Here is a 24789-nt window from a genome sequence, read left to right as displayed (position 1 = left end):
CACTTCGGGTCAGCAGGTGGGCTGGTACTTGACCTCCGGAATGAAGCGGGACCACTCGTCGGGGCTGAGACCGCCGTGGGTGATCGCGCAGGCGTACTTGGCCGGGTCGGCGCGGACACTGTTCAGCTTGGCGTAACTCCACAGCGAAACGGTCGACCAACCGGTGACGGCGAGCGTGCTCCCGTCCCCGCGGAATGCCAGCCCGGACACCCCTTCGCCGTAGGGAGCTCGCACCTGGGCCAGCCGGACCGGTGCGGCCGGGGCGGTGGCGTCCCACAGGATCACCGTGGCGTCCCCGCCGCCGGTGGCCAGGGTGCGGCCGTCGGCGTTGAAGGCCAGCGTTTTGACTCCCTGGCTGTGACCGGTCAAGGTGGCGATTCGCTGCGGGTGGCTCCGGTCCGTGACGTCCCACAGCATCGCCGTGCTGTCGTTACTGCCGCTGGCCAGGTAGCGTCCGTTCGGGCTGAAGGCCAGCGCGACGACGTCGTTGCTGTGGCCGGCGGCGGTCGTGGCGAGGCGCGCGGGGGCGGAGCGGTCGGTCAGGTTCCACAGGGTGATCGTGCGGTCGCCGGGGCCCGCGGTGGCCAGGGTGCGTCCGTTCGGGCTGAAGGCTGTCGCGGCGCCGAAACCGGCGCCGGTCAGCCGGGCGAGCAGGGCGGGCCGGGTTCGGTCGGCCACGTCCCAGAGCATCAGGGTGGCGCTGTCGGCGACGACGGCCAGGGTGCGCCCGTCCGGACTGAACGACAGCACGTTCAGTCCCGCCGGTCTCCCGGGCAGGACGGTGAGCGTGGTGGCCTGGGCCGGCTGCGCCGCGTCCGCCACCCGCAGCGTCCCGTCCGGCGCGACGGTCGCCACCGTACGGCGATCGGGGCTGAACGCCACCGCGTTGACCCCGCCGGCGTTCAGGGTCAAGCCGGCGCCGGGGACCGGATGGCTCGGATCGGTGACGGTCCAGGTCCTCGCCGTTCCGTACGAGCCGGCGGCGATCAGGGATCGCCCGTCCGCACCGAAGACCGCGCCCAGGGGCGTCCAGCCCGGCATGGCGAGCTTCGTGAGCTGCTCCGGGGCGCCGGGCGGAACCAGGCGCCACAGCGTCGCCACCGCGGTGCTGTCGCCGGTGACCAGCGTGCCGGACGCCGGGTCGACGGACACCGAGTTGATCGGCCCGTGGGCCTGCACCTTGGCCACGGCCGCCGGCTCCGGTGTCGCCGTCAGGTCCCACAGGGTCGCCGTTCCGGTTTGGTCTCCGGCGGCCAGCAGGCGCCCGTCCGGGCTGTACGCCATCGCGGTGACGCGGTCGGTCAGGCCGCTCAGGCGTTCGATGGGCTCATAGTCCGGGTCCAAGTCGGCCGGTGGCGGCGGAGTGATGTCCGGAGGCGCGGTGGGGTTCGACGGCGGAGTGACCGACTGAGCAAATGACCCGAAGTCGGGTGCCATGACGTCGTTCGGGCGCGTCAGGTCCCAGAGATCGATCGTGCCGTTGAAGTTCGCGACGGCCAGTGTCTTCCCGTCCGGGCTGATGGTCATCGCACGCTTGCCCTCGCCGCCGCTGGACAGAAGGTCGAAGGTGATGTACGGCAGCCGCACCGGATGAGCCCGATCGATCAGGTCGTAGACCACCTGGCTGGCACCGACGTCGGCACTGAATTCCACCGCCACCCAGCGTCCGTCCAGGCTGACCGACACGGGATTCGCCGGCGGCCCGGGCGGGAGCCCCGGTGGGACGGGGCCGCTGGACGGGATGACCATCGGCGGGTCGGCCTCGATGATGGTGCTGATCTGGACGGGATGCGTCCGGTCGGCGATGTCCCATTCGGTCAGGGCCCCGGACGTCTGGCCGATGACCAGCTTGCTCTGGTCCCCGCTCAACGCGAACGACCGGAGGCCGTCGATCGGCACGGTGGCCAGCCGAACCGGGTGGGACGGGTCGGCCACGTCCCACAGGGCCGCCCCACGCTGCGCATCCATGAAGGCCAGCGTCCGCCGGTCCACGCTGAACTGAAGCGCGGCGCCGGCCGCGGCCACGTCCGGAATCAGGCTGAGCTGGGCCGGCCGCAGCGGGTCGGTCACGTCCCATAGCGCGACGCGGTTGTCGCTGCCGAGCGTCGCCAGCACGCCGTCATGGCTGTACGCGGTTGCCGTCACGCCGAGCATCCGCCCGGCGACCTGGTTCGTCGTGACCAGCCCGGTGACCTTGCCGAGGGTTTCCGGGTCGGGGTCGAGGCGTTGGGCCGCGGTGCCCAGCATCAGCGCGGTCCGCGGGTCGTCGGCGATCTCGGTCGTGGCCTGGTTCAGCAGCCGGCGGCTGATCGCGATGCGCTGCTGCCGGTCGGCCTCCTTGGCGGCGGCCGCGGCCGCCGCGGCCGCCGCGGCCGCCTCTCGGCGTTGTTCGGCCGCGAGCCGTGCCTGCCGGTCCGCCTCCTGCCGCGCCTGCTGGGCCCGCTCGGCCGCCTGCCGGGCCCGCTCGGACGCCTGCTCCGCCAGCCGCTCCTGTTCCTTTTTCCGGGACGTCGCCTGGTCGGCGAGCCGCCGCTGCCGCTGTGCCTCGGTCGCCGCCTTGTCGGCCAGCTTCTGCTGCTGCTTCGCCGCCTCCTCGGACTGCTTCGCGGCCTGGTCGGACTGGTCCGCGGCGAGGGACGCCTGGGACGCCCTCGCCTGTTCCTGCTTCGCCAGCTCGCCCTGCCGGCTTGCCTCGGTCGCGGATCGTGCGGCGCTGTCCCGCTGGTTGTCGGCCACCTGCTGCTGACGCAGTGCCTCCGCCGCCGCGTTCCGCGCCCGCTCGGCGTTACGAATCGCCGACACCCCGGTCACCGACGCCAGCAGCGCCAGTACCAACAGGGTGATCGCGGCCACCGAGAGCAGCCGCCGGGCCCGGCGGTGCTGCCGGACGTCCTCACCCTCGAGTTCGTCCTTGCTCACCCCGTGCATCGGGGCGGCCAGCTGGGCGATCGCGTCCCGGAAGCGGGAGTGCTGCAGGGTCAGGTGCTCGCTGCCCTGCGTCCACCGCAGGTCCAGGAAGAACGGCTCCTCGGCGAACACTCCGCGCAGGGTCGGCGGCACCGCCGTCGAGCCCTCGGTGAAATCGCCCCGGTCGTCGTCCCAGGCCCACTCGCCGTCGGTCACCACGGGCAGCACCCGGTCCGCCGACTTCGTGGCCATCCAGTGCTCGATCTCCCGGTTCACCCAAACCGACCGGGCGGCCTCGGGCGAGGCGAGCAGCACGAAGTACTCCGAGCCGTCCAGGGCGGTCTGGATCGAGGACCAGAGCCCAGGGGTCACCGCCAGGCCGGTCTGGTCCCGGAAGATCCACAGCGCGCGCCGGCGGTGCCACGGCTTGCCGAGCCGGTGCAGACCACGCTGTACGGCGGGAGCCAGGCGCCCATCGGCGGCATGGCTGTACGAAATGAACCCATTGAAGGTCATGGCTGGTCCCCCGCGGTCTGCACGTGCTGCGACGACAGATTGTGCATGGCGGCGCCCCGCGAGAAAAGCCAGGAGATCGTATTGTCATACCGCAGCAGAGCTTGACGGGCCCGGTACGGAGGTCGATGTGCGGTTCGGTGTCACCGGTCATCGGGTCCTTCCGCCCAGCATCGTCGACCGGGCGATGCGACATTGGAGCCTCGTGCTCCCCGCCGCCGGCCAGCTGCACGGTGTGTCGAATCTCGCCGACGGGGCCGACCAGTTGTTCGCCACCTACGTCCTGGCGTCCGGCGGCACCCTGGAGGTGGTGCTGCCGTGCGAGGGCTACGCCGCCACGCTGATCGCGGACGACAGCCGGAGCCGGTTCGAGCACCTTCGGCGGGCGGCGGCGAAGGTCACCACGATGCCCTATCCGGAGCCCAGCGACCAGGCGTTCCTCGCCGCCGGGCAGGCGCTGGTGGATCGGTGCGACCACCTCTTCGCGGTGTGGGACGGCCGACCGGCCCGGGGCGTGGGCGGCACCGCGGATGTCGTCACGTACGCCCGGACCCTCGGACGCCCCGTCACCGTGCTGTGGGTGGAGGGTGTGGTCCGGGTCTGACTACCAGCGCGGGGTGGCCGGCACCGCGAGATCGGCGAAGAGGTTCCCGGCGAGATCCTGGTGCGGCCGGCCGCCGATGCCGTCGTGGGCGCGCGCCTGTTCGTACCGGTCGCCGATCTCCTCGGCCAGGGCCAGCGCCTGCTCGTGCTGGGCGCGGGCCTCGGCCTCGTTGCCCGCGGCCCGCAGGACCTCGCCGAGGTCGTTGAGCGCCTCGGCCTCGCTGGCCCGGTCGCCGATCCGCCGGTGCAGCACCAGGGCGCGACGCAGGTGGTCCGCCGCCTCGGTGAGCCGGCCGCCGCGGGCATGCACTGCGGCCAGATCGGTCAGCGCGTACGCCTCCGCCGTCCGGTCGCCGGCCCGCCGGACAGCGGCGACGCTCTGCTCGAGGTGGGCGGCGGCCCGGTCGAGATCGTCCGGTTCGGCGGAGAGCCGGGCGAGCAGCGAGAGCACGTACGCCTCGCTGAACCGGTCGCCGAGTTTCGTGTAGAGCTCGAGTGCCGACCGGAGCCGCTTCGTCGCCACCGCTTCGTCGCCGAGCCGGGCATCCACCAGGCCGAGCCGGACCGACGCGTCGGCCTGCCCGGCGTCGTCAGCCAGCTCCCGGTAGTTCGACCAGGCCCGCTCGAAGTGCTCCGCGGCCTGCCGGTAGTCGCCCAGCCGCCAGTGGACACTGCCGAGGTTGCGCAGCGCCACCGCCTCGGCGGCGCGATCGCCGAGATCCGCGTAGAGGGCCAGGGCCTGCCGGTACGTCTCCGCGGCCTCGTCCAGGCAGCCCTGCCGGCGATGCAACCGGCCCAGATCGGACAGCGACCGGGCCTGCGCCGCCCGGTCGCCGACGGCCAGCGCCGCCGACGCCGCGGAGGCGGTGACCCGGACGGCCTCGGCGACCGGCCCGCCGGCGTCGAGGTAGCGGAACAGCGTCCCGGCCAGCGCGATCGCGAATCGATACCAGCCGTGCGCGGAGGCGTACGTGCAGGCCGCCGCCAGGTTGGGCCGTTCCGCCTCGAGCCAGTTCCGGGCGGCGGCCGGGTCGCCGGCCACCGGCGTCCCCTCCGCCGGGTACAGCGTGTTCATCGCCGCGACCGAACCGGCCAGGTAGTGATCGAAGAGGCGGGTCAGCGCGGCGCTCCGCTCCGGCGCGGGGTCATGCGTCGCCGCGAGCTCCGCGGCATAGGCCTTCAGCAGATCGTGCATGGCGTACCGGCCGCCGCGGCCGGCGTGCACCAGGCTGGCGCGGACCAGCACACCGAGCAGCCGGCGAGCCTCGCCGGCGTCCGTTCCGGCCAGCGCCGCCACCGCGTCGACCTGCACGCTGTCGCCCGGATGCAGGCCGAGCAGCCGGAACAGCCGGGCCGCGTCGGCGGGCAGGTTCTGGTACGACCAGGAGAACACGGCGCGGACCTCGGCGCGCGGATCGCCCGCGTCGAGCAGGTCCAGCCGCATCCGGTGGTCGCTCAGCTCGCCGACCAGCTCGGCCAGCGAGACATCGGTACGCGCCGCGGCCAGCTCGGCGGCGATCCGCAGGGCCAGCGGCAGCCGGGAACAGGCCGCGGCCAGATCCTCGGCGACCGACGGCTCGCGGTCCACCCGGTCGCCGATCAGGCGGCGCAGCAGCCCCACCGCGTCCGGCAGGGGCAGCAGATCCAGATTGATCCGCTCGGCGCCGTGCAGTGCCACCATGCCGGGCAGCGCGTCCCGGCTGGTGATCAGCACCAGGCAGGACCCAGTACCGGGCAGCAGCGGCCGCACCTGCTCCACCGAGGACGCGTTGTCGAGCAGCACGAGCATCCGGCGGCCGGTCAGCTCGGACCGGTACCGGCCGGCGCGCTCCTCGATGCCCGGCGGGATGGATCCCTGCACGCCGAGCGCGGTCAGGAAGCCGGCCAGCGCGTCCGCCGCCGCCACCGGTTGCTCGGCGTCGTAGCCGCGCAGGTTCACGTACAGCTGCCCGTCGGGGAAGGCCTCCCGCACCCGGTGCCCCCACCGTACGGCCAGGGCGGACTTGCCCACCCCGGCCGTGCCGGAAAGCAGCACGACGGGCAGCGGCGGCTCGTCGCCGCCGGGCGCCAGCGACCGGTCCAGCGCGGCGAGTTCCCCGGTACGCCCGGTGAACGCCCGTACGTCCGCCGGCAGTTGCGCCGGAACCCTCCGGGCCGGGGCGAGCTGGGCCTGCGGCGCCCGGGCCTGCGCCGGCGCATCGTTCAGGGCCGGGTCGGCGGCCAGGATGCGCTCGTGCAGCCGGCGCAGCCCGGCGCCGGGATCGCTGCCGAGCTCGTCGGCGAGGCGGTGGCGGATCCGCCGGTACTGCTCGTCGGCGTCCGCCTGGCGGCCGCACCGGTAGAGGGCCAGCATCAGCTGCTCGGCCAGCCGCTCGTCCAGCGGGTGCTCGGCCATCGCGGCGGACAGCGACGGCAGCAGCTCGCCGTGCCGGCCGAGCCGGAGCAGGACGTCGTTGTGGTCCAGTTCGGCGGCGAACCGCTCGCTGAGCAGCAGCTGCCGCGTCGCGTCCAGCCACGGCGTGTCCAAGCCGGCGAACGGTTCGCCCCGCCACAGGCCGAGAGCTGCCGTGATCAGCTCAGCGGCGGACCGGTCCGAAGTGGCCCGCGCCTGCGTGGCGAGCCGGCGGAAGCGGTGCAGATCGACCGCCTGCGGGTCGACGGTCAGCACGTAGCCGCCCGGCCGGCGCTCGATCCCGGTGGTGGCATCGGCGACGGCCGTCCGCAACCGGGACAGGTAGCTGTAGAGCGCGTTGGTGGCCCGCTGCGGCGCCTCCGCACCCCAGACCCGGTCGATCAGCTGGTCGACCGTGACGGGACGCCCGGCCTCGACGAGTAGCACGGCCAGCACGCTGCGCTGCCGCGCATGCCCGAGGACGACCGGCCGGCCGTCGATCCGGCCCTCCACCGCGCCGAGCACCCCGAACTCCGCCGACAACTGACCTCCCCACCACTACGGACCCGGGCGGTCCCCACCAGGCGATTCAAGATATCCACAAGGAGCCGGACAAGTCTCGCACGCTTCGTACAAGATGCGCCGTCGACTATTGATCCCGTTGCAGGGAACAGGTCGCCCTCGCCCGGCTGCGCACAGCGTTACGGGGGAATCGGGACGCCAAGTGAGACTTGAGCGACGGGCGGCCTGCCCTGCACCAAGTACCTATGTCGACAACCCGCTGCCGGGCCAACGGCGGGCCTGGTCAGCTGTGGCCCCCCAGGGCAGCCCAGGCCGAGGGCGGCCCGGCTGATCAACGTCAGCCGGGCCCCCTACCTCCGCCGCGTGCGAGACGGTCCTAGGGTGCTCGGCATGGGTGTCGAGATCGAGGTTCTGCGGGACCGGGACGTGACCGATGACATGGTCAAGGCGTTCGAGCGGCTGCTGCCGCAGCTCTCCCGGTCGGCGCCGGCCCTGGACGCCGCGGCGCTGCGTGAGCTGGTCGCCTTTCCCGGGAACCGGATGCTGATCGCCCGGGTCAAGGGGGAGATCGTCGGGACGCTCACGCTGGTCATGTTCCCGATTCCGACCGGGCTACGGGCCTGGATCGAGGACGTGGTGGTCGACTCCTCGGCGCGCGGGCAGGGCGTCGGGGCGGCGCTGACCCGCGAGGCGGTGCGGCTGGCCGAGGCGGCCGGCGCGCGGACCGTCGACCTCACCTCCCGGCCCTCGCGCGAGGCGGCGAACCGGCTCTACGAGCGGCTCGGCTTCCGGCTGCGCGACTCGAAGGTCTACCGCTACGCCGCCCCGCAGGAATGGGACAGCTGACCTACTCGGCCTCGCGCTCGCGCCGGCGCAACTCCTCCTCGCGGCGGCGGAGGTCGGCCTCCCACTTCTTCATCATCGACTCGTCCTCGCGCAGGGAGGTGGCCAGGTTGCGCAGGAACTCGGGGTCGTCGTCGGGGGCGCGCTGACCGCTGCGGCGCTGAGGGCGCTCGTCCTCCGGGAAGCCGCTGCCGGGCCGCCACGTCGTGCCGTTGCTGAGCCGGACCGTGGGCGCCGGGCGGCCGGCCACGAACCAGGCGATCGCGCCGACCGGGGAGAACAGCAGGATGATGAACACCCACGCCACCCGGGGCAGCGCCCGGATCGCGAACTCCTCGGCGGAGAGGCAGTCGATCAGCGCGACGACCAGCAGCGCCAGGTCGAGGAGGACGAACAGCGAGTAGAGGCGAGCCATGGGCGTAGATGATGCCAAACCTGAGAAGATCCGGTGGTCCCGGAAAGGGTGCGAATCGGTAGTGCGGCCCGGCACTCGGGGGAGCACCGGGCCGGACGTTCAGCTGACCGCGCCGGAGAAGGCGGGCAGGTAGCCGTACGTGTATCCGTTCTTGTTCGGGTGGAACGCGTTCTGTGACAGCGTCAGGCCGTTGAGGTACGGCGACGAGGCGCAGATGCCGTGGCCGGCGAACTCGTCGCGGACGTCGGAGAAGGTGAACCCGGCGGCCTGCGCGCGCTGCTTGATCAGGTCGTCGAGGACCACCGCACCGCCGTTGAGCGACCTGCGCTTGGCCAGGCTCATCCCGGTGAGCCCGCAGGAGGACGAACTCGTGTCGAACAGCAGCGGATAGCCGAGGACTACCACCTGGGCCCTCGGCGCCTTGGCCTTGATCGCCGCGTACGTGTTATCCAGCTTGCCGCCCAGCGTCGCGCCGATGCTGGACTCGGCGTTGGCGACCGTCGTCGCGCAGGCGGCGTCGCTGGAGACCTGGCAGCTCAGCACCGTCGAGGCGAAGCCGGCGTCGTTGCCGCCGATGGTGATGCTGATCAGGTCGGTGCCGCTCGGGATGTCCGGGGCCTGGCTGGACAGCACGTCGCTGGTCTCCGCGCCCGAGCAGGTGAGGTTGGTGAACGACTTGGGGGAGTTCTTGGCGACCCACTGGCCGGGGTAGCCGTTCGGGCTCCGCAGGCACAGCCCGACCTGTCCGGGCGCGCCGACGCCCGAGGAGTAGGAGTCGCCCAGCGCCACGTAGTCGACGCTGGACGCCGCCTCTGCGGCGGGGGCCGCGACGCCAAAGGTAAGGAGAGCGACGAGACAGCCTAGGGCGAGGTGGGGTCTGGTCATCGGGGTGGCCTCCGGTCCGAGGGGGAGGGAAGCCGAAGCGCTCCGGTTACCGCACGGTATGTCAAGCCCCTGAGAAAAGAAACATCGTGTTTTTCCAGTTACGAAGTAGTAACATGCATCGATGTGACCTGCACCTATGTCACGTGGTGATGTTTCGCGTACCGCACGTGGTGATCTTTCAAGACCGCCACAGGCGGCCCTCAGCGTGCGCACAGTTGATCGCCGTACCGTCTTCATATGGAAGAAGAACGGGCACGTCGGGTCGTCGACACGCTGCGGGCACGCAACGTCTTCGCCCATGTGAAGCTGCCGCAGGCCGGCATCACGCAGTACGGCATTCGCGTGGTTCTCCCGGACGGCCGCGAGGCGATCTGGGACAACGACGGCACCGCCGGCCTCGAGGCCCAGATCATGCGGAACGGGATCCTGGTCGGCTTCGTCGCCTCGATCCCCGACTCGGAGAATTTCGGCGACGGCCAGATCGTCGAGGCCATCGCCACCGCCGATTACGACCGCCCGGTCGGCCGCTCCCGCCCGGCCCGGGCCCGCGCGGGCACGCCCGCGCCGCGCCCGCCGGTCTCGCTGGCCCAGCGCCTGCGCGGCGGCTGGCGCTAGGCCTCGGGGTTGATCAGCTGCTCGAGGCGGCTGAGGGCGACCGGCCACAACTCCGGCGTCAGCGTTCCGAGCAGTGACTCGGCCATCGACTGCACGGTCATGTTGATGGTCTCGTCCGTGGCGGCATCCAGCTCGATCTCGACCGCAGCCTCGGGGGAAGTATCCGAAATTTCGGATACTGTCGGCTCGATCGGCAGATCCTCCGGGGCGCCGATCAGATGCAGGTGCCCGATCGAGCGGGTCAGCGCGATGTACAACAGCCGATGCCCACGCGGATCGTCATCGAGGATGTGCCCCGGCTCGACCACCACCGCCGCGTCGAACTCCAGCCCCTTCGCCTCGTGCGGCGCCAGCAGCGCGATCCCCGGCCCCGCCGCCCCCGGCTGCCAGGCCACCCCCTCGGCGTCCAGCCCGGCGATGATCTCGGCGCGGCAGCGGGCCGGGCAGAGCACGGCGACCGACCTGCCCTGCTCGGCGTGCCCGGCCGCGGCCGCGGCGACCAGCGACGCGCGGGTCCCCGGGTCGGCCGGCACGATCACCGGGTCGGCTCCGTCCCGTACGGTCAAGGGAGCCGGAACGCTCGGCGCCGCCATCGGCAGCAGCTCCGCGGCCAGATCGAAGATCTGCCGCGGGATCCGGTAACCGAACCGCAGCTCGCGATGCTCGTGCGGCTGGGCCGAGGGCAGCTGCGCGATCAGGTCGTGCCAGTCGTCGCGGGCCCACGGCCCGGTCGACTGCGCGAGGTCGCCGATCACCGTCATCGAGCCGGTCGTCGAGCGCCGGGCGATCGCCCGCAACTGCATCGGCGAGAGGTCCTGCGCCTCGTCGACCACCACGTGACCGAAGCCCTTCGGGTCGCCGTCGATCAGGTGCGCCGCCTCGTCCAGCAGCGGCAGGTCGGTCTCGCCCCAGCCGTGCTCGTCGGCCGGGCGGTGCAGCGACTCGATCTCCCGATCGGTGAACTCGCCGCCGGCCGCCGAGGCCAGCAGCTCCCGCGAGCCGAACAGCTCGCGCAGGAAACCCTGCGGGTCGAGCGAAGGCCACAGCCGCTCGGCGAGCCGGTCGGCCGCCTCCAGTACCAGCCGCGGATCCCGGGTGTCGGCGACCAGCGTGGCGCGCAGCAGGATCCGCCGGGCGATCGGCGCGGCCTCGCTGGCCCGGGCGGTGTCGATCACCCGGCGCAGCGCGATCGGGTCGAGCCGGATCGTCCGGCCCTCGATCTCGATCGACTCGGGCAGCTCGCCCGGCGACGAGCTGCCGGGCCGCTCCTCGAACGCGCGGGCCAGTAGCCGGGCCATCCGCGCCTCGCCCTTGAGCCGGGTCACCTGGGGAAGCTCGTCGACCGTCACCGCCACGTCCGGCAGCAGCGCGGTGACCGAGCGGTGCGCCACCCGGTCGTAGCCCCAGCTGGTCAGCACGTCGTCGCTGTACCGGGCGAACGCCGCCGACGGCCCGACCACCAGCGTCTCGGCGTCGTCCAGCAGGCCCTCGTCGAGCAGCCAGGCCACCCGGCGCAGCGCCGTGATCGTCTTACCGGTGCCCGGGCCGCCCTGAATGATCAGCAGGCGGTCCAGCGGGGCGCGGACCAGGTCGTCCTGCGCGGCGCGTACGGTCGCGACGGCGTCCCGGCCCAGCTCGGCGAGCAGGTCGTCGTCGGCGGGCACGCCCGGGTCGGCTTGGCGGAACACGGGCGGCCGGCCGGTTCAGGAGCCCGCGAGGGGCAGCTCGAGGCGGACCGCGCCGCGCACGTCGAGGAAGACCCGGCCGGGCGCGTGCACCAGGCTCAGCACCACGTCGTCGCAGTGCGGGCAGCGGGCCACCCGGCCCATCTCCTGCCCCCACAGCATCAGGGCGCCGATCGCCTCGGCGTGCCCGCACCCCGCGCAGGTGTACTGGGCGGCGGTCACGTCGAACGCGAAGATCTCGCGCAGGTCGCCGGCCATCGCGTTGCCGTCCAACTTCATCATGAGGTGCCTCCGAAGCGTTCCGTCCGGATGCGCTTGGGGTCGTGGCCGAGCGCCACCAGGATGTCGGCGGCGGTTTCGACGAAGGTGGTCGGCCCGCAGACGTAGACGTCGGGCGTGAAGTCCGGCGGCCAGCCGTGCGTGTTGATGGTAGCCACGTCGATGCGTTTCGGCGGGCTCGGCCACCCGTCCGGCGCCTGCCGCGTGTAGTTCAAGAACAGATCAAAACCAGGATCATCCCGTACGTGTCGGGGCAGTTCCTCGCGGTAGAGAAGATCGCCCTGGGAACGCACCGAGTAGATCAAGCGGAACGGCTGTTTGGCCCGGCTCTGTCCCCGCGAGCGGACCATGGCCATCAGCGGCACCACACCCGAGCCGCCGCCGACGAGCAGCACGGGGTTCTGCTGCGTCTCCCGCCAGACGAACCAGCCGCCGACCGGGCCGCGCAACTCGATCTGATCGCCCACCTCGAGCACGTCGGTAAGGTACGGCGAGACCTCGCCGTCGTCGAGCCGTTGCACGGTCAGCTCGACTTTCCCGCCGCCTCCCGGGGGCCCGCCGCCTCCCGGGGGCCACGCCGAGGCGATCGAGTAGCTGCGCTGCGCGCGGTACCCGTCCGGGGCGGTCAGGCGCACGTCGACGTGCTGACCGGGCAGGTGTCCCGGCCAGTCCGGCACGTCGAACACCAGGGTGCGCGCCGTCGGCGTCTCCGGCCGGGCCTCGGCGAGGGTCGCCGCCCGCCAGGTCAGTCGCCCTGGTAACGCTGCTCGAGCCATGGGTCTCCGTACATGTGGTAACCGGCCGCCTCCCAGAAACCCGGCTCGTCCTCCTGCATCATCTGCAGGCCGTTGACCCACTTCGCCGACTTCCAGAAGTACAGGTGAGGTACGAGCATCCGGGCCGGCCCGCCGTGCTCCGGCTCAAGATCCTCGCCGTCGAACTTATAAGCGATCCACGCCTTCCCGTCCAGCAGATCTTCCAGCGGTACGTTGGTGGTGTACCCGCCGAAGCTGTGCACCATGGTGTAGTCCGCAGCAGTCTCGACGTCCGCGAGCAGCGTGTCCAGCGAGACGCCGCGCCAGGTGGTCCCGAGCTTGGACCATTTCGTGACACAGTGGATGTCGGTGCTGAAATCCTCGTACGGCAGCGCGGTGAACTCCGGCCAGGTCCAGCTGGTCTTCTCCCCGGACTCGGTGGTGACGGTGAAGCTCCAGCGGTCGAGCGGGATCCGCGGGGTCGGCCCGGCCGAGAGCACCGGGAAATCATGGGTCAGATACTGCCCGGGCGGCAGGCCGGGGACCGACTCACGTCGACGGCCCCCGAACCCTCGCGAAATGATGGCCATGGAACATGAGTAAACCCGATGATCAATGGGGTTTCCACTGCCCATCCCACCACCCCATGACTCGACTGAAGGCTGGTTGTGGGTGCCGCCCCTAAAGCATGAGCTCGGGGCTGACCGCTCCCTCGTAGATGTCGGTGGCGGGGACGACCACCCGGTAGACGGCCGCCCCGGTGAGCCCGGAGAGGTGGTTGACCCGGGTGGCGGGGTAGGTGAGGTCGGTGACCCAGTCGTCGTCCTGCCGCCGCTGGACCTCGACGAGCTGGCCGTCGGGGTGGTCGATCGCGATGGTGAGCTGGGTGTGGCTGACGTGCACGACGAAGAGCCGGAGCGGGGATTTCGCTGATGGCGCGGGTTCGGGTGTGCTCTGCGTCGGGCTGGGCTGGGGTGTGCTCTCGGACGGCGTGGGTTCCGGCGTGCTTTCCGACGGCGTGGGTTCCGGCGTGGTTTCCGACGGCGCCGGCTCGGGCGTGGTCTCCGAGGGTGACGGCTCCGGCGTGGTTTCCGACGGCGTCGGCTCGGGCGTGGTCTCCGAGGGTGACGGCTCCGGCGTGGTTTCCGACGGCGCCGGCGTGGGGAGCGAGGCGAGCGCGGCGGCGGCGTCGACCCGGCCGTAGCCGTAGTCGTCGTCCCGGCCGGGGGCGCCCAGGTCCACGGCCGACGACTCGATGACCTGCGCCACCTGGTCGGGGGTGAGCCCGCGGTCGGCCGCGCGGACCAGGGCGGCGAGGCCGGCGACGTGCGGAGAGGCCATCGAGGTGCCGCTCATCGTGCGGTAGCCGCCGGGGAACGTGCTGAGCACGGCGCTGCCGGGGGCGGCCAGGTCGACGTAGCCGCCCGCGTTCGAATACGGGGCATAGTGGTCGGCCGCGTCGGTGGCGGCCACCGCCAGGACGCCGGGGTCGGCCGCGGGGTAGGAGACCGGACTGCCGTCGGCGCGGGTGTTGCCGGCCGCGGCGACGACCACGACGCCCCGGCTGCGGGCGTACGCAATCGCATTGGTCATCGCCTCGATCGAGGAGGTCGAGCTGATCGAGAGGTTGATGACGTCCGCGCCGTGATCGGCGGCGTAGACGACACCGTTGGCGGCGTCCGAGAGATAGCCGCTGCCGTTGGCGCCGAGCACCCGGACCGGGAGGATGCGCGCGTCCGGGGCCACGCCGGCGATGCCCTCGCCGTTGCCGGCCGCGGCGGCGATGATGCCGGCCACGTGGGTGCCGTGGCCGTTCGGGTCGGTGGCCGGGCCCTCGGTGCCGGTGATGAAGTCGGCGCCGGGCAGCACCTGGCCGGCCAGATCGGGGTGGCCGGAGTCGACGCCGGTGTCCACGACGGCGACCGTCACGCCGGCGCCGGTGGAACGGTCCCACGCTTCCGGGGTGCGCATGGCGGCGAGATCCCACTGGGCGGCGCGGCGGGGGTCGGAGCCGGTCGGCGCGTCGGCGACGGTCACGGTCGCGTCCAGTTCGACGGTGAGCGCGTGCCGGGCATGCTGGCCGGCGGCGATCAGCCTGGTGGCGCCGGCCCGGTCGGTGGCGGTGCGGGCGACGGTCACCGGCCGGCCCTGATCGTCGAGGGCGGTGCTCACCACGCGTACGGGATGGGCCCGGGTGATGGTCGCCGGGAGCAGGCCGGCGGCGGCTCGGGTCAGGCCGGTCGTCACCGGGTGCCAGGTGGCGCTCCTGGGTTCGGTGTGTGCTGTGGGTGCAAATCCGACAAATCCGGTGCCGCCGATTAGTGCCGCGCTCAGCAACAGAGTTTTCTTCCGCAAAGTGACCGCCTCCCCATGTCCGTGGTCGGTCTGAGGATTCGGCGGTGGCCCGGGCCGACCGAGTGCCAAACGGGTGCTTTGCCGTTTTAGCGCGGTTTGTGGGGTTAACTGGGATCATCGAGGCGTGGGGGACGACGGGATCTACGTCTCGACGGTGCAGCGCCGCCGGCGGCGGCGCAGGATCGGGGCGGCGGTGGCCGTCGGGGCGGTGCTGCTGGGCGCCGGATCGTACGTGGGGGCCAGCTGGTTCCTCGGCCGCCAGTCGACGGTGAACGGGCTGCCGCCGATGGTGACGCCGTCGGTGGCGGCGCCGATCCCGGCCACGCCGTTCGTCGCGCCGCAGAGTGCGCCGGCCGGCCCGCCGCTGGGGACGATCTCGGCCGCCCGCCGATCGTGGCTGCCGTCGCCGGTGCCCTCGCCGACCGCACCCACCGACGACGAGCTCGCCGCCACGCAGGTCGGCCGGTTGCTGCAGCCGCGGGCGGGCGTGCTGGCGGCCGACGCGACGGCGACGGTGCGGAACGAGATCACCGTGGACGGGGCGCAGGCGCGGATCGTGTCGGCGCGCTACGACCTCACGTCCAGGTGGCAACTGCTGGGCGCGGCCGACACCGGCGTACGGGTCGGCTCGGTGCGCTGCACCCAGAATTTCCAGGTCGACGGGGCGCCGCTGCCGCAGAACCGCCCGGGCCTGCTGTTGTGCTGGCGGATGTCGCCGCTCAAGAGCGTCGTCGTGATCGCCACCCGGGCCACCGCCCCGCCGCAGCCCGCCGACGCGGCGGCGCTGGTCGCCCGCGAGTGGGCCGCTATCTGACCGTCATTCGCACGGGCCAAAGCGCTTTCAAGAGACTCACAGGTGGATCGTCGCCCGTTTTAGCCCGTTAAATACCAATCATTGAAACCATGGAGGTCTAGGCGGAAGAGTGAAGTTCTGATCATAGGGGGTTGTGATGATCGAGAGCCGACCGAGGGGCCGTCGTGCCGGATTCGTGGCGGGCGCCGTCGGGCTGGTCGCAACGCTTGGGGCCGGGATCTGCCTGGTGTCCGGATGTTCGCACGGCAGCGGTCCGACCGCGGCGCGAGATTCCGCGGGCACGGCCGGGCCTTCGTCGCCTCCGGCTTCGCCGAGCGTCGCCGGGGATGCCCGCTCGCAGGCGAGTTCCGCGGTGCCGGCCTCGCCCCAGCCTTCCGCGAGTCGCGAGGTCCAGCAGCGGACCACCGCGGCTCCGGACAAATCGGCAGGCGACGGGCGCCCGTTGGTGGCGAAGAGCGTTACGGCCGTCAAGGAGCGCACCGAGACCACGAGCGAGGGAACGGTCCGGGTGACCACCGCGAAGGGCGACCTCACCGGACAGCGGTATCTGCGGATGGCCGCGGACCAGGGCGAGCCGGTCGGCCAGGCCCGGTGTACGCAACGGCTCCGGTTCGCCAATGCCGCGGGCGCGCAGGTGCTGCCGAGCGTGCTGCTGTGCTGGCGGGTGTCCGCGCAGCGCAGTGTCGTGACCTTCACCGTGGCCAAGAAGGGCCGGCCGTCGCCGCGCGTCAGCGAGTCGATCATCAACGGGGAGTGGGCCAAGCTCTGAGCTTGGCCCGAACGACGTACGCCCCCGGCCGTGCGCGACGGCCGGGGGCGTACTGGTGCGTTCGTCAGACGGTGGGGCTCGTGGCGCCCGCGATGCCGGTCGCGTCGGGGACCACGACACGGTAGTGCTGGCCGGTCGCGAGGCCGGAGACCTTCGTCTTGGCGGACGCCTGGAAACTGAGCGTCGTCAGCCAGGACGAGCCCTTCTTCTGCTGGACCTGCACCTTCTGGCCGGCCACCCCGCTGAGGTTGACCGTCATCGACTTGCCGGAGCGGACCACCGCGACCTTGGCCTTGACCGTGACGGTGGCCGTGGCGGAGGTCGCCGCCTCGGCCGCGTCGGTGGCGGTGACCTGCAGGTAGAGCCCGTAGGCGGCGGTGGAGACCCGGCTGACCACGATCGCGCCGTTGGTGCCGGTGGTGGTGGCGGTGCACTTGGCGGCCACGCCGGGGTCGACGACGCAGACCTGGACCGGGCGCGAGGCCCACGCCTTGCCCGAGGCGGTGACCGTGAAGGTCACCTTCGCCGTGCCGCCGTAGACGACCTGCTGGGTGGCCGGGCTGACGGCGACGGCCGGCTTCACCTTGGCGACGGTCTTGGTGGGCGTCGGCGTGACGGTCTTGCTCGGGCTCGGGCTGGCCGACGGCGAGGCGCTGGTCTTGCCCGGGGTCGGGCTCGCCGACGGCGACGCGCTGGTGGTGCTGGGGCTGGGCGACGTCGTGGCCGGGGTGACGGCGGCCAGTGCGGCCGCGGCGTCGATCCGGCCGTACCCGTAATCGGTGTCCTTGCCGGCCGGGCCCAGGTCGACGGCGGTGGACTCGATCGCCGTCTCGATCTGGTCCGGCGTCAGGCTCTTGTTGTACGCCTTGAGCAGCGCGGCCTCGGCCGCGACGTGCGGCGACGCCATCGAGGTGCCCTGCATGGTGGCGTAGCTGCCCTTCGCCACCGGGTAGGTGCTGACGATCGAGCTGCCGGGCGCCGCCACGTCGACGTAGCTGCCCTGGTTGGAGTAGTAGGCGACGGTGTCGGTGGAGTCGGTCGCGGCCACCGCGATCACCCCGGTGTCGGCCGCCGGCCAGGAGGTCGGGCTGCCCGAGGTGCGGGAGTTGCCGGCCGCGGCGACCACCGTGACGCCCTTGCTCCGGGCGTACGAAATGGCGTTGGTGACCGCCGCGACCGGCGAGGAGGAGCCCAGCGACATGTTGATGACGTTGGCGCCGTGGTCGGCCGCCCAGACGATCCCGGTGGCGGCGTCGGACATGTAGCCGCTGCCGTCGGCACCCAGGACGCGTACCGGAAGAATCTTGACGCCCGGCGCGATGGACGCCACGCCGACGCCGTTCCCGGTGAGCGCGGCGATCGTGCCCGCGACGTGCGTGCCGTGGCCGTTCGGGTCGGTGGCCACGCCGGTGGTGCCGCCCGCGACGATGTCGATGCCCGGCAGCACCTGCCCGGCCAGGTCGGGGTGGCTCGCGTCCACACCCGTGTCGATCACCGCGACGGTGACGCCGCTGCCGGTCGACTTGAGGTTCGCCGTGGGCACGTTCATCTTGGCGAGGTCCCACTGCTGGCTGCGATAGGGATCGGTCCCGGTGTCGAGCGAGTACGCCGTCGAGTCGAGGCTGACGCTGACCGCGCCCTTGGTCTGCTGAGCGGCCTTGATCAGCGCGGTGGCGGTCACCTTGTCGCCGGCGGTCCGGGTGGAGACGGCGGGCCGGCCGTGGCTGTCCACGGTCGTGGTGACCACCCGGACCGGGTGGGCCGCGGAGACGTTCGCCGGAAGCAGCTGCGCCGGGCTCGCGGTCAGGCCGTAGGTGGTGGGCTGCCAGGCCGGGGCCGCCTGGACGCCCGAACTGGCGAAGCCGATGGCGGCGGCACCGGCGACGGCGCCGACAGCCAGCGCGCCGACTGCGTAACGGCGCAGGTGGTTCCTCATGATGTCCTGCCTCCCTGGGGGTGGGGGTCGAAGGCAACAGTCGGCGGTGGCTGAGCGCGCTTGAGCTGTTCCCGCGGTGCAGATGGGTTGCCGCCGGCGGTCAGGTCAAGATGTTCTTGCTGGTCGCTCCCGTGACGCCGAGGGTGTCCGGCACGACCACCCGGTACTGCTGACCCTTGGTCAGGTTGCTCACCGTGTGGTTCGGAACGGCCCGGTACGCGGTGACCAGCATCCATTTGCCCTTGACCAGCCGCTGGATCTGGACGACCTGGCCGACGTCGCCGGTGAGATCGATGCTGATCGTCCCCGGGGCTGTCTTCGTGACCGTGACCTCGGCGCGCACGACGTAGGTGGCCACCGCGGAGGTCGCGGCCTCGGCGGTGTCGGTTGCCGGGACGAATAGCAGGACCTGGTAGGACGCGTCGGCCGTACGGGTGAGGACGACCTTGCCGCTGGCCGAGGTGGTGGTGTCCGAGCAGATGAACGCCTGGCCCGGGTCGGCGATGCAGAGCTGCACGGGCCGTGCGGCAGCCGCCCGGCCGCCGACCGTGACCGTGAAGACGGTGCTGGTGGCGGTGTCGTAGGAGACGGCCGACTTCGATGCGATAACCGACACGGTCGCGCGGCTCTTGGCGACGGTACGGCTCGGGCTTGCGATCGGGGCCGGCGAGGTCGACGCCGAGGGGGCCGGCGTGCCCGCGATCGTGTCGGCGCCGGTGACCGCCGCGGCCGCGTCGATCCGGCCGTACCCGAAGTCCTTGTCCTTGCCGCGCGCCCCGCGATCGACCGCGTTCTCCTCGATCGCCTCCTCGATCTCGTCCGGCGTGAGGCTCGGCTGCCGAGCCGCTACCAAAGCCGCAACCCCGGAAACGTGTGCGGCCGCCAACGAGGTGCCGAACATGCTGGCGTACGTTCCGCCGGTCGTGGTGCTCTCGATGGCGTTGCCCGGCGCCGCGACGTCGATGTAGGAGCCGGAGCTGGAGTAGGCGGCGATGGTGTCGCTGGAGTCGGTGGCGGCGACCGCGATCACACCCGGGTCGGCGGCCGGATAGGTGACCGGGCTGGACATCGCCCGGCCGTTGCCGCCGGCGGCGACGATCACGACGCCCTTGCCGCGGGCGTAGCTGACCGCGGCGGAGACCGCGAGGCTGCGCGTGATGGAGCCGAACGACATGTTGATGACATTCGCGCCGTTGTCGGCGGCCCAGACGATGGCCCGGGCCGCGTTGGACATGAAGCCGTTGCCGGCCGCGTCCAGCACTCGTACCGGAAGGATCTTCGCGTCCGGGGCGATCGCCGAGATGCCGAGGCCGTTGCCGGTGATCGCGGCGATGGTGCCGGCCACGAAGGTGCCGTGCCCGTTGGGGTCGATGCCGGCGCCCGCGACGCCGGTCACGAAGTCCATGCCGGGGAGCACCTGCCCGGCGAGGTCCTCATGGGTGGCGTCGACGCCGGTGTCGATGACCGCGACCGTCACGCCCGAGCCGGTCGAGGACGCCCAGGCGTCCATCGCGTGGATCTTGGTGAGATCCCACTGGTCGTCGCGCAGCGTGTCGTCCCCGGCCGGCGCGCTGAGCATGGTGATCGGGGCGTCGAGCTCGACGCCGAGCGCGTTTCTGGCGTGTTGGGCGCTGGAGACGAGCGCGGTGGCGCTCTTCCGGTCGGTGGCGATGCTGGCGCTGACCACCGGGCGGCCGTACGGATCCAGCGTCGTGCTGACCACGCGTACGGGATGGGTCGGGGTGACCGTGGTCGGCACGATCTGGTCGGGGGTCGCGCTCAGGCCGAACGGCGTCTGGTAGGGGGCCTGGTGCTGGTTCTCGGTCACGGCCACGGCGGCGCCGCCGGCGAGCAGTCCGGCCGCCAGGGCGGTGGCGGCGAAACGGTGTGTCTGCTTCATCTGTCGTCCTTGGCTCGGGGGATCGAGGAGTAACAGTCGGACGAAATGCGCCGTTCTTGGTGATGCGCAAGTAGCAGCCTGGTTGCTGGTTTTGGTCCGCTATGTCCCATCCGTTGCGACCATGGGAACTCGGGTCCGCCCGCACGGGGCCGGGCCGGACGCGACCAAAGGGATGGGAAATGACTGTTCACGACGACGAAGGACGTACGGACGACGCCGTCCGGCGCATGGCGGGCCGCCGCCGCGCGATGGCGGTCGGGGGCGTGGCCGGGATGGCCGTGCTCCTCGGCGGTGGCGCCTACCTCGTCATGTCCGGGCCGGCCGGCCGGGAGGCGACCGTGGCGCAGGACACGCGGCCGCTCGCCCCGCTCCGGCAGTCGGTCTCCCCGCCGCCCACGACCGGCGCCCCGGCCTCGGCGCCGACGAGCGCATCCGTCAGCACCTCGCCGGCCCCGGCGGCGTCCTCGGGCGGCCGCACGGCACGGACCGGTTCGCCGGCCGCCTCGGAGGACGAGGCGGCGGTCCGCAAGAAGATCATGGCGGCCCGGGAGGCCGCGGCCAAGGACGGCATTCCGCTGCAACGGCCGTTGACCGCGCCGCCGGGCGCGATGCGGGCCGCCGACGACACGACCGAGACCACCACGCCGCTCCCTGACGGCGGCGTGCGGCGGATGGTCGCGGCGCGAGGCGACCTCAGCGGGGATCGCCTGATGCTCTGGGCCGCCGACGACGGCACGCCGGTCGACGGCGCTCGCTGCACCCAGAGATTCCACTTCAGCGGTGCCGCCCCGGCCGCGGTCCGGCCCACGATGATGCTGTGCTGGCGGCTGTCCGACAGCCGGAGCGTCGTGGTCCTCACCATCACCCGGAACGGCCGGCCGTCGGCGACGGAGAGCGCCGCCGAGATCGACAAGCAGTGGCGGAAGCTGGGGTGAGCGCGCCGGCCCCCACGGGATGAATCCGTGGGCGTCGACGATCTGTGGATTGGCTGAGCAAGCGGTGGTATTAGCCCGTTTTGTCGGCAGTGTTGGGACCATGAGGGTCCGGGGCCGGCCCCGCAGCGCGCGCGGGTGGCCCGCCAGCCGAAACCTGCGAAGGACATACCACATGACGAACGCTGAACCGGAGAACGGCGGAGTCCCGTCGGCGATCAGCAGTCGGGTCCGCCGCAACAAGCGGACGGTGATCGGAGTGACCGGGCTCGCGGCCGTCCTGGGCGTGGGCGCGCTTCTCGTGACCCACCAGGTGCGGAACGGATCCGGCGCCGCGGTGGAGACGACCGGTGAGACCGAGGCGCTCCCGGCCCGTACCGCCGGGTCACCGAGCCCGTTGCGCTCGGGTCGCGCCGCGTCGGGTGGCGCGGCCGTGATGGGCCCGGTGGCGCCGGCCGTCTCGGGCGCCAAGAGCGTCGCCGAGCGCCTGCGCGAGGCCCGGTCCGCGAACCAACGGCTCGGCACGGAGGTGCGGCAACCGGCGCCGCGGCCGCCGACGCACGTCGACCCGTCCAAGGTCAAGGTCGTGCAGACCGGCTCCAACCAGACCGGCCACATGATGCGGGTGTCGTCGGCGCCGTTCGACCTCACCGGCTACCGGGAGCTCGCGTGGGTGCGCGACGGCGCGCGGTACGGCGACGCGACCTGCACCCAGAAGATCACGGTCAGCCAGAACGTTCCGGCACGGGAGCGGCTGACGCTGCTGATCTGCTGGCGGACCAGCGCCAAGAAGAGCGCCTACACCGTGGCGATCGACTTCCACAAGCGGCCGTCCGCGGCGGACAGCGTCGCCGAGCTCGACAAGGCGTGGGCAGCGATCCGCTGAGCACGGCCTGCCCGGAGACGGGGAACAGCGGCTCGAAGCCAGGCTTCGAGCCGCTGCCGTTGCTGTGGATCAGTGAATGTGCCCCGGATCAGAAGTCCGCGACGGTGAAGGTCGATCCGCTCGAGACGACCGACTGCGAGTACGTCGCGTTGGCCTGGGCGCCGACCGAGCCGTCGTTGACGACACTCACCGTGTAGGTGCCGTTCGGCACCGGCGGCGACTGGGTGACGAGGACGTCGGTGTAGGCGGTGCTGGTCGAGATCGTGCCGGTGAGCGGGGCGCTCAGCGTGGCTGTCGTGCCCGTGGCGTTGACGGCGATGATCGTCGTGTTGTCGGGAATACCCGGCGCCGGCGGCGTCGCGCTCGAGAGCAGGGTCGCCGAGGTGACCACGCGGCCGACATCGGCCGAGGTGAAGGTGCCGGCCGACCCGACGAGCGTCGTCGAGGTGGCCGTGTTGACGCTGGCGAGCGTGCGCGGTCCGGCGATGTTGGCCGTGGAGATCGTGCCGGTCGCCAGTGCGGCCGCCGACAGGGTCGCGCTGGTGGGGCTGCTCACCGCGGTGATCACCGTACCGGCCGCAATGTTCGTGTTGGAGTTGGAGTCGACGATCGGCATGCCGACGTCGGCCTGGGTGAAGGCGCCGTTCGTCGTGGTGATCGCGGTGGACCCGGATGTCGTGGTCACCGTCTTACCGGTCCGCGCGCTCGCGACGCCGGCGCCGGTGATGATGGTGAGCGGAGTGCCGGTGGTGGGGTTGCTGTAGGTGTGGTTCAGCGGGAGGCTGCACAGCAGCTCGTTGTCGCTGATCACGAGTACGTTGATGCACTCGGTGATCTCAGCTTTGGTTTTGGCTCCGCTGTTGGTCGTCGGGTCGTGGGCACCGGCGGTCAGGTACACGTGACCGGTGGCCGCGTTCGGCGTGTTGCCGTTCGTGGAGTCGAAGACGAAGTTCGAGAAGCCGACGCCGAGGACATCGAGATCCATCGAACCGTTGTAGTTCGGCGCCGTATTGGGCGACACGATGATGCCGTTTGTGTAGCTGAAGAGGTTCGCCTTGGTGGTGGTGTTCCCGAGCGTGTTGACGGTGCCACCAGGGGTGGTGATCTCCAGGAGGAACGGTCCACCTGCGACGTGCGCCGGCGTGGTGGCGCTGAAAGCGGTGCCGCCCCCGTTGACGACGATGTTCGTCAGGGGTACGCCGTCGAGTGTCGCGGTCGTGTTGTTCGGGGACGCCGTGGTGTTGGCGACGAAGCCGCTTCCGGTCACCGTGACCGTCGTGCCTCCGAGTGCCGGGCCGCCGACCGGGGCGATGCCATTGACCGCTGCGATCTTCGGCGCCGTGCCGACGGTGTACTGGGCGCTGGCGATCAGGGCCGCGCTGGCGGCGTTGCTCGCGAACACGCACATCGCGTACTTGTAGATGCTGCTCGACACGACGACACCGGCCGGCACGACTACCGCGATCTTGTTCGGGGCCAGGAGCTTCACGTTGGGATAGCCCGTGGCGACCAGGTTGGATGCGGGAGCCGTGCTCGGGAAGCTGGTCGGGCAGGTCGGCGCGGTGGTCGCCGAGGTCGCTATGACGAAGTACGCCGCGGCCGATGACGTGAACGTCGTGGGGTTCGGTGAAGTGGGCGCCGTCGCCAGGGTCGCCACGAGCGTGTTGCCTCCGCCGGTTGGCCCGCTGGGCGCGCTCAGTGCAAGAGTGCCGGCCGCCGCGTAGGCGGGCGCGGCGGTGATACCGGCGAGGAGGGCGGCCGCTGCGCCCGTCGCGAGACCGGCGCGGCCGAGCCGTCGCCGGGCGGTACTGGACTTGGACTTGCTCATGCGAGGTCCTCCTACGGTCGTGAATAAGACCGCTGGTCGGGTGTGGTGGGGCCCGCGCATGAATTCTGTTCACGGGCCATCTCGCCGGAAGCGTAACCAAACGCAGTGGTTCAGTTGCTTAGAGTGATGAAGATGATTGCAGGGTTGCGGTCTGGCCTCGAGGCGCTTCTCCCGCAATTTCGACACTTTGCGGGTGTGCGTAGCTCGCGGGGCGCTACGCTGCCGTCGGAACTCGTTCGCCTTCTCGACGGGACGAGAACTACGCCGTCCATCGATCCATCGCCGACCAATTCTGAGAACGGGTTCGGCGCTCCGTTTGCCGACGCCGCCTCGCTCGGCGCGGTCCTGACGGCTCGGGCCCTCATCTGAGTGAGTCTGGTCTGGCGGGACGTTGCCTGGCACGAGTGGATCAAGCATCGACGTCCGGGCGCTGCCGCGGTGCCTCGAATGGCCGCGCCGGCCCGATACCGACAACCCGGCGTCGGCCGGCACGGTCACGCTTCCGCCCCCGACCCGCTGCGTGCGGTTGCGACATTGAGCTTTGGTGAATTTGGGATGCGTCACCTGGATTCATGCATTTGGTGGCGTCGATTGCGGCCGCGGATATCGGTCTGTCGCGGAACGGTATCCGACCTTGAAGCACGCGGCCGAGACGACACCTTTACGACGGAAATGCCGAGGGTCAAGACCTGCCTGGTGAGTGAGTGCGACTACCGCCAGACGGCTGTGCAAGTCGCGACCATCATCGGGCGAAGCAGGCGGCGGAGTGCGGCACGGTCGTTGACCCGGCCGCCAAGGGCGTCGTGAGCAACGCGTTCGCGCACGTGTGACCGGCAGGCGGGTCGACTGGCCGACCTGCGAGAAGCGGAAGGGCGATGCCGGAAGGGCGATGTAAGGGTGCGGGAAATGTCGGACGGATTTCGGCCCCGGATATCGGCGAATCGCTTAACGATCA

The 24789-nt window shown here is 71.7% G+C and carries 19 protein-coding genes; 7 read left to right on the top strand and 12 right to left on the bottom strand.

Features of this window, described 5'->3' with window-relative positions:
- Positions 1-9 precede the first annotated feature (9 nt).
- The gene (locus IH26_RS63975; protein WP_030438900.1) at positions 10-3423 is read right to left on the bottom strand and encodes a TIR domain-containing protein; all 3414 of its coding nucleotides are present in this window, start codon (positions 3421-3423) and stop codon (positions 10-12) included.
- A 127-nt stretch (positions 3424-3550) separates the two neighbouring features.
- On the opposite strand from IH26_RS63975, the gene IH26_RS0126225 reads away from it, so the two are divergent.
- The gene (locus IH26_RS0126225; RefSeq protein WP_030438899.1) at positions 3551-4024 is read left to right on the top strand and encodes a hypothetical protein; all 474 of its coding nucleotides are present in this window, start codon (positions 3551-3553) and stop codon (positions 4022-4024) included.
- Here the strand turns inward: IH26_RS0126225 and IH26_RS0126220 are convergent, their stop codons facing one another.
- On the bottom strand, positions 4025-6958 hold the full coding sequence (locus IH26_RS0126220; RefSeq protein WP_030438898.1) for an AfsR/SARP family transcriptional regulator: 2934 nt from the start codon (positions 6956-6958) through the stop codon (positions 4025-4027). It lies immediately after the preceding gene.
- A 342-nt stretch (positions 6959-7300) separates the two neighbouring features.
- Between IH26_RS0126220 and IH26_RS0126215 the strand changes: the two genes are divergently transcribed.
- A complete protein-coding gene (locus tag IH26_RS0126215) occupies positions 7301-7783 on the top strand; it encodes a GNAT family N-acetyltransferase (RefSeq protein WP_281179781.1) in 483 nt (160 codons plus the stop codon).
- Between the two features lies 1 nt (position 7784).
- Here the strand turns inward: IH26_RS0126215 and IH26_RS0126210 are convergent, their stop codons facing one another.
- Together IH26_RS0126210 and IH26_RS0126205 are read right to left on the bottom strand one after the other, a co-directional pair.
- Positions 7785-8195, bottom strand: coding sequence for a PLD nuclease N-terminal domain-containing protein (locus tag IH26_RS0126210; RefSeq protein WP_030438896.1), 411 nt, complete (start codon positions 8193-8195; stop codon positions 7785-7787).
- Positions 8196-8294: 99 nt separating this feature from the next.
- Complete coding sequence (locus IH26_RS0126205; RefSeq protein WP_030438895.1) at positions 8295-9080, bottom strand: SGNH/GDSL hydrolase family protein; 786 nt, start codon at positions 9078-9080, stop codon at positions 8295-8297.
- Positions 9081-9317: 237 nt separating this feature from the next.
- Here IH26_RS0126205 and IH26_RS0126200 point away from each other — a divergent pair, with 237 nt between their 5' ends.
- Complete coding sequence (locus IH26_RS0126200) at positions 9318-9695, top strand: hypothetical protein (RefSeq protein ID WP_030438894.1); 378 nt, start codon at positions 9318-9320, stop codon at positions 9693-9695.
- On the opposite strand, the gene IH26_RS0126195 is transcribed toward IH26_RS0126200, so the two are convergent.
- From IH26_RS0126195 to mycP, 5 genes are all read right to left on the bottom strand, one after another.
- Positions 9692-11383, bottom strand: a complete 1692-nt coding sequence (locus IH26_RS0126195) for a HelD family protein (protein ID WP_030438893.1) — start codon at positions 11381-11383, stop codon at positions 9692-9694. The genes IH26_RS0126200 and IH26_RS0126195 overlap by 4 nt on opposite strands.
- A 15-nt stretch (positions 11384-11398) precedes the next feature.
- Positions 11399-11662 carry a DUF6510 family protein gene (locus tag IH26_RS0126190; protein WP_030438892.1) on the bottom strand — a complete coding sequence of 88 codons (264 nt, stop codon included), beginning with the start codon at positions 11660-11662 and terminating at the stop codon, positions 11399-11401.
- Positions 11659-12435: a ferredoxin reductase gene (locus tag IH26_RS0126185; protein ID WP_030438891.1), complete on the bottom strand. Its 777-nt coding sequence runs from the start codon at positions 12433-12435 to the stop codon at positions 11659-11661. The genes IH26_RS0126190 and IH26_RS0126185 overlap by 4 nt, the downstream gene beginning before the upstream one ends.
- Positions 12405-13004: a sulfite oxidase-like oxidoreductase gene (locus IH26_RS0126180; protein WP_030438890.1), complete on the bottom strand. Its 600-nt coding sequence runs from the start codon at positions 13002-13004 to the stop codon at positions 12405-12407. Before IH26_RS0126180 ends, IH26_RS0126185 begins: the two co-directional genes overlap by 31 nt.
- 91 nt (positions 13005-13095) lie before the next feature.
- Entirely contained in the window at positions 13096-14661 is a 1566-nt protein-coding gene (gene mycP, locus IH26_RS0126175) for a type VII secretion-associated serine protease mycosin (protein WP_245665510.1), read from the bottom strand.
- Positions 14662-14893: 232 nt separating this feature from the next.
- Here mycP and IH26_RS0126165 point away from each other — a divergent pair, with 232 nt between their 5' ends.
- Both IH26_RS0126165 and IH26_RS0126160 read left to right on the top strand, forming a co-directional pair.
- Entirely contained in the window at positions 14894-15583 is a 690-nt protein-coding gene (locus tag IH26_RS0126165; protein WP_157437397.1) for a hypothetical protein, read from the top strand.
- A 445-nt stretch (positions 15584-16028) separates the two neighbouring features.
- Entirely contained in the window at positions 16029-16352 is a 324-nt protein-coding gene (locus tag IH26_RS0126160; RefSeq protein WP_030438886.1) for a hypothetical protein, read from the top strand.
- Between the two features lie 64 nt (positions 16353-16416).
- Here the strand turns inward: IH26_RS0126160 and IH26_RS0126155 are convergent, their stop codons facing one another.
- A complete protein-coding gene (locus IH26_RS0126155) occupies positions 16417-18288 on the bottom strand; it encodes a S8 family peptidase (protein WP_030438885.1) in 1872 nt (623 codons plus the stop codon).
- A 100-nt stretch (positions 18289-18388) separates the two neighbouring features.
- Positions 18389-20188 carry a S8 family serine peptidase gene (locus tag IH26_RS0126150; protein WP_030438884.1) on the bottom strand — a complete coding sequence of 600 codons (1800 nt, stop codon included), beginning with the start codon at positions 20186-20188 and terminating at the stop codon, positions 18389-18391.
- Positions 20189-20367: 179 nt separating this feature from the next.
- Here IH26_RS0126150 and IH26_RS0126145 point away from each other — a divergent pair, with 179 nt between their 5' ends.
- A complete protein-coding gene (locus tag IH26_RS0126145; protein WP_157437396.1) occupies positions 20368-21123 on the top strand; it encodes a hypothetical protein in 756 nt (251 codons plus the stop codon).
- 172 nt (positions 21124-21295) lie between these two features.
- On the top strand, positions 21296-22006 hold the full coding sequence (locus IH26_RS0126140; protein ID WP_030438882.1) for a hypothetical protein: 711 nt from the start codon (positions 21296-21298) through the stop codon (positions 22004-22006).
- 88 nt (positions 22007-22094) lie between these two features.
- Here IH26_RS0126140 and IH26_RS0126135 read toward each other — a convergent pair whose 3' ends face one another.
- Positions 22095-23894: an IPT/TIG domain-containing protein gene (locus IH26_RS0126135; RefSeq protein WP_157437395.1), complete on the bottom strand. Its 1800-nt coding sequence runs from the start codon at positions 23892-23894 to the stop codon at positions 22095-22097.
- Positions 23895-24789: the final 895 nt, after the last annotated feature.

It is taken from the genome of Actinoplanes subtropicus, from assembly GCF_000721705.1.
Taxonomy (GTDB): Bacteria; Actinomycetota; Actinomycetes; order Mycobacteriales; family Micromonosporaceae; genus Actinoplanes; species Actinoplanes subtropicus.
The sequence above is the reverse complement of the archived record's forward strand: the minus strand, read 5'-3'. Positions and strand labels throughout refer to the sequence as shown.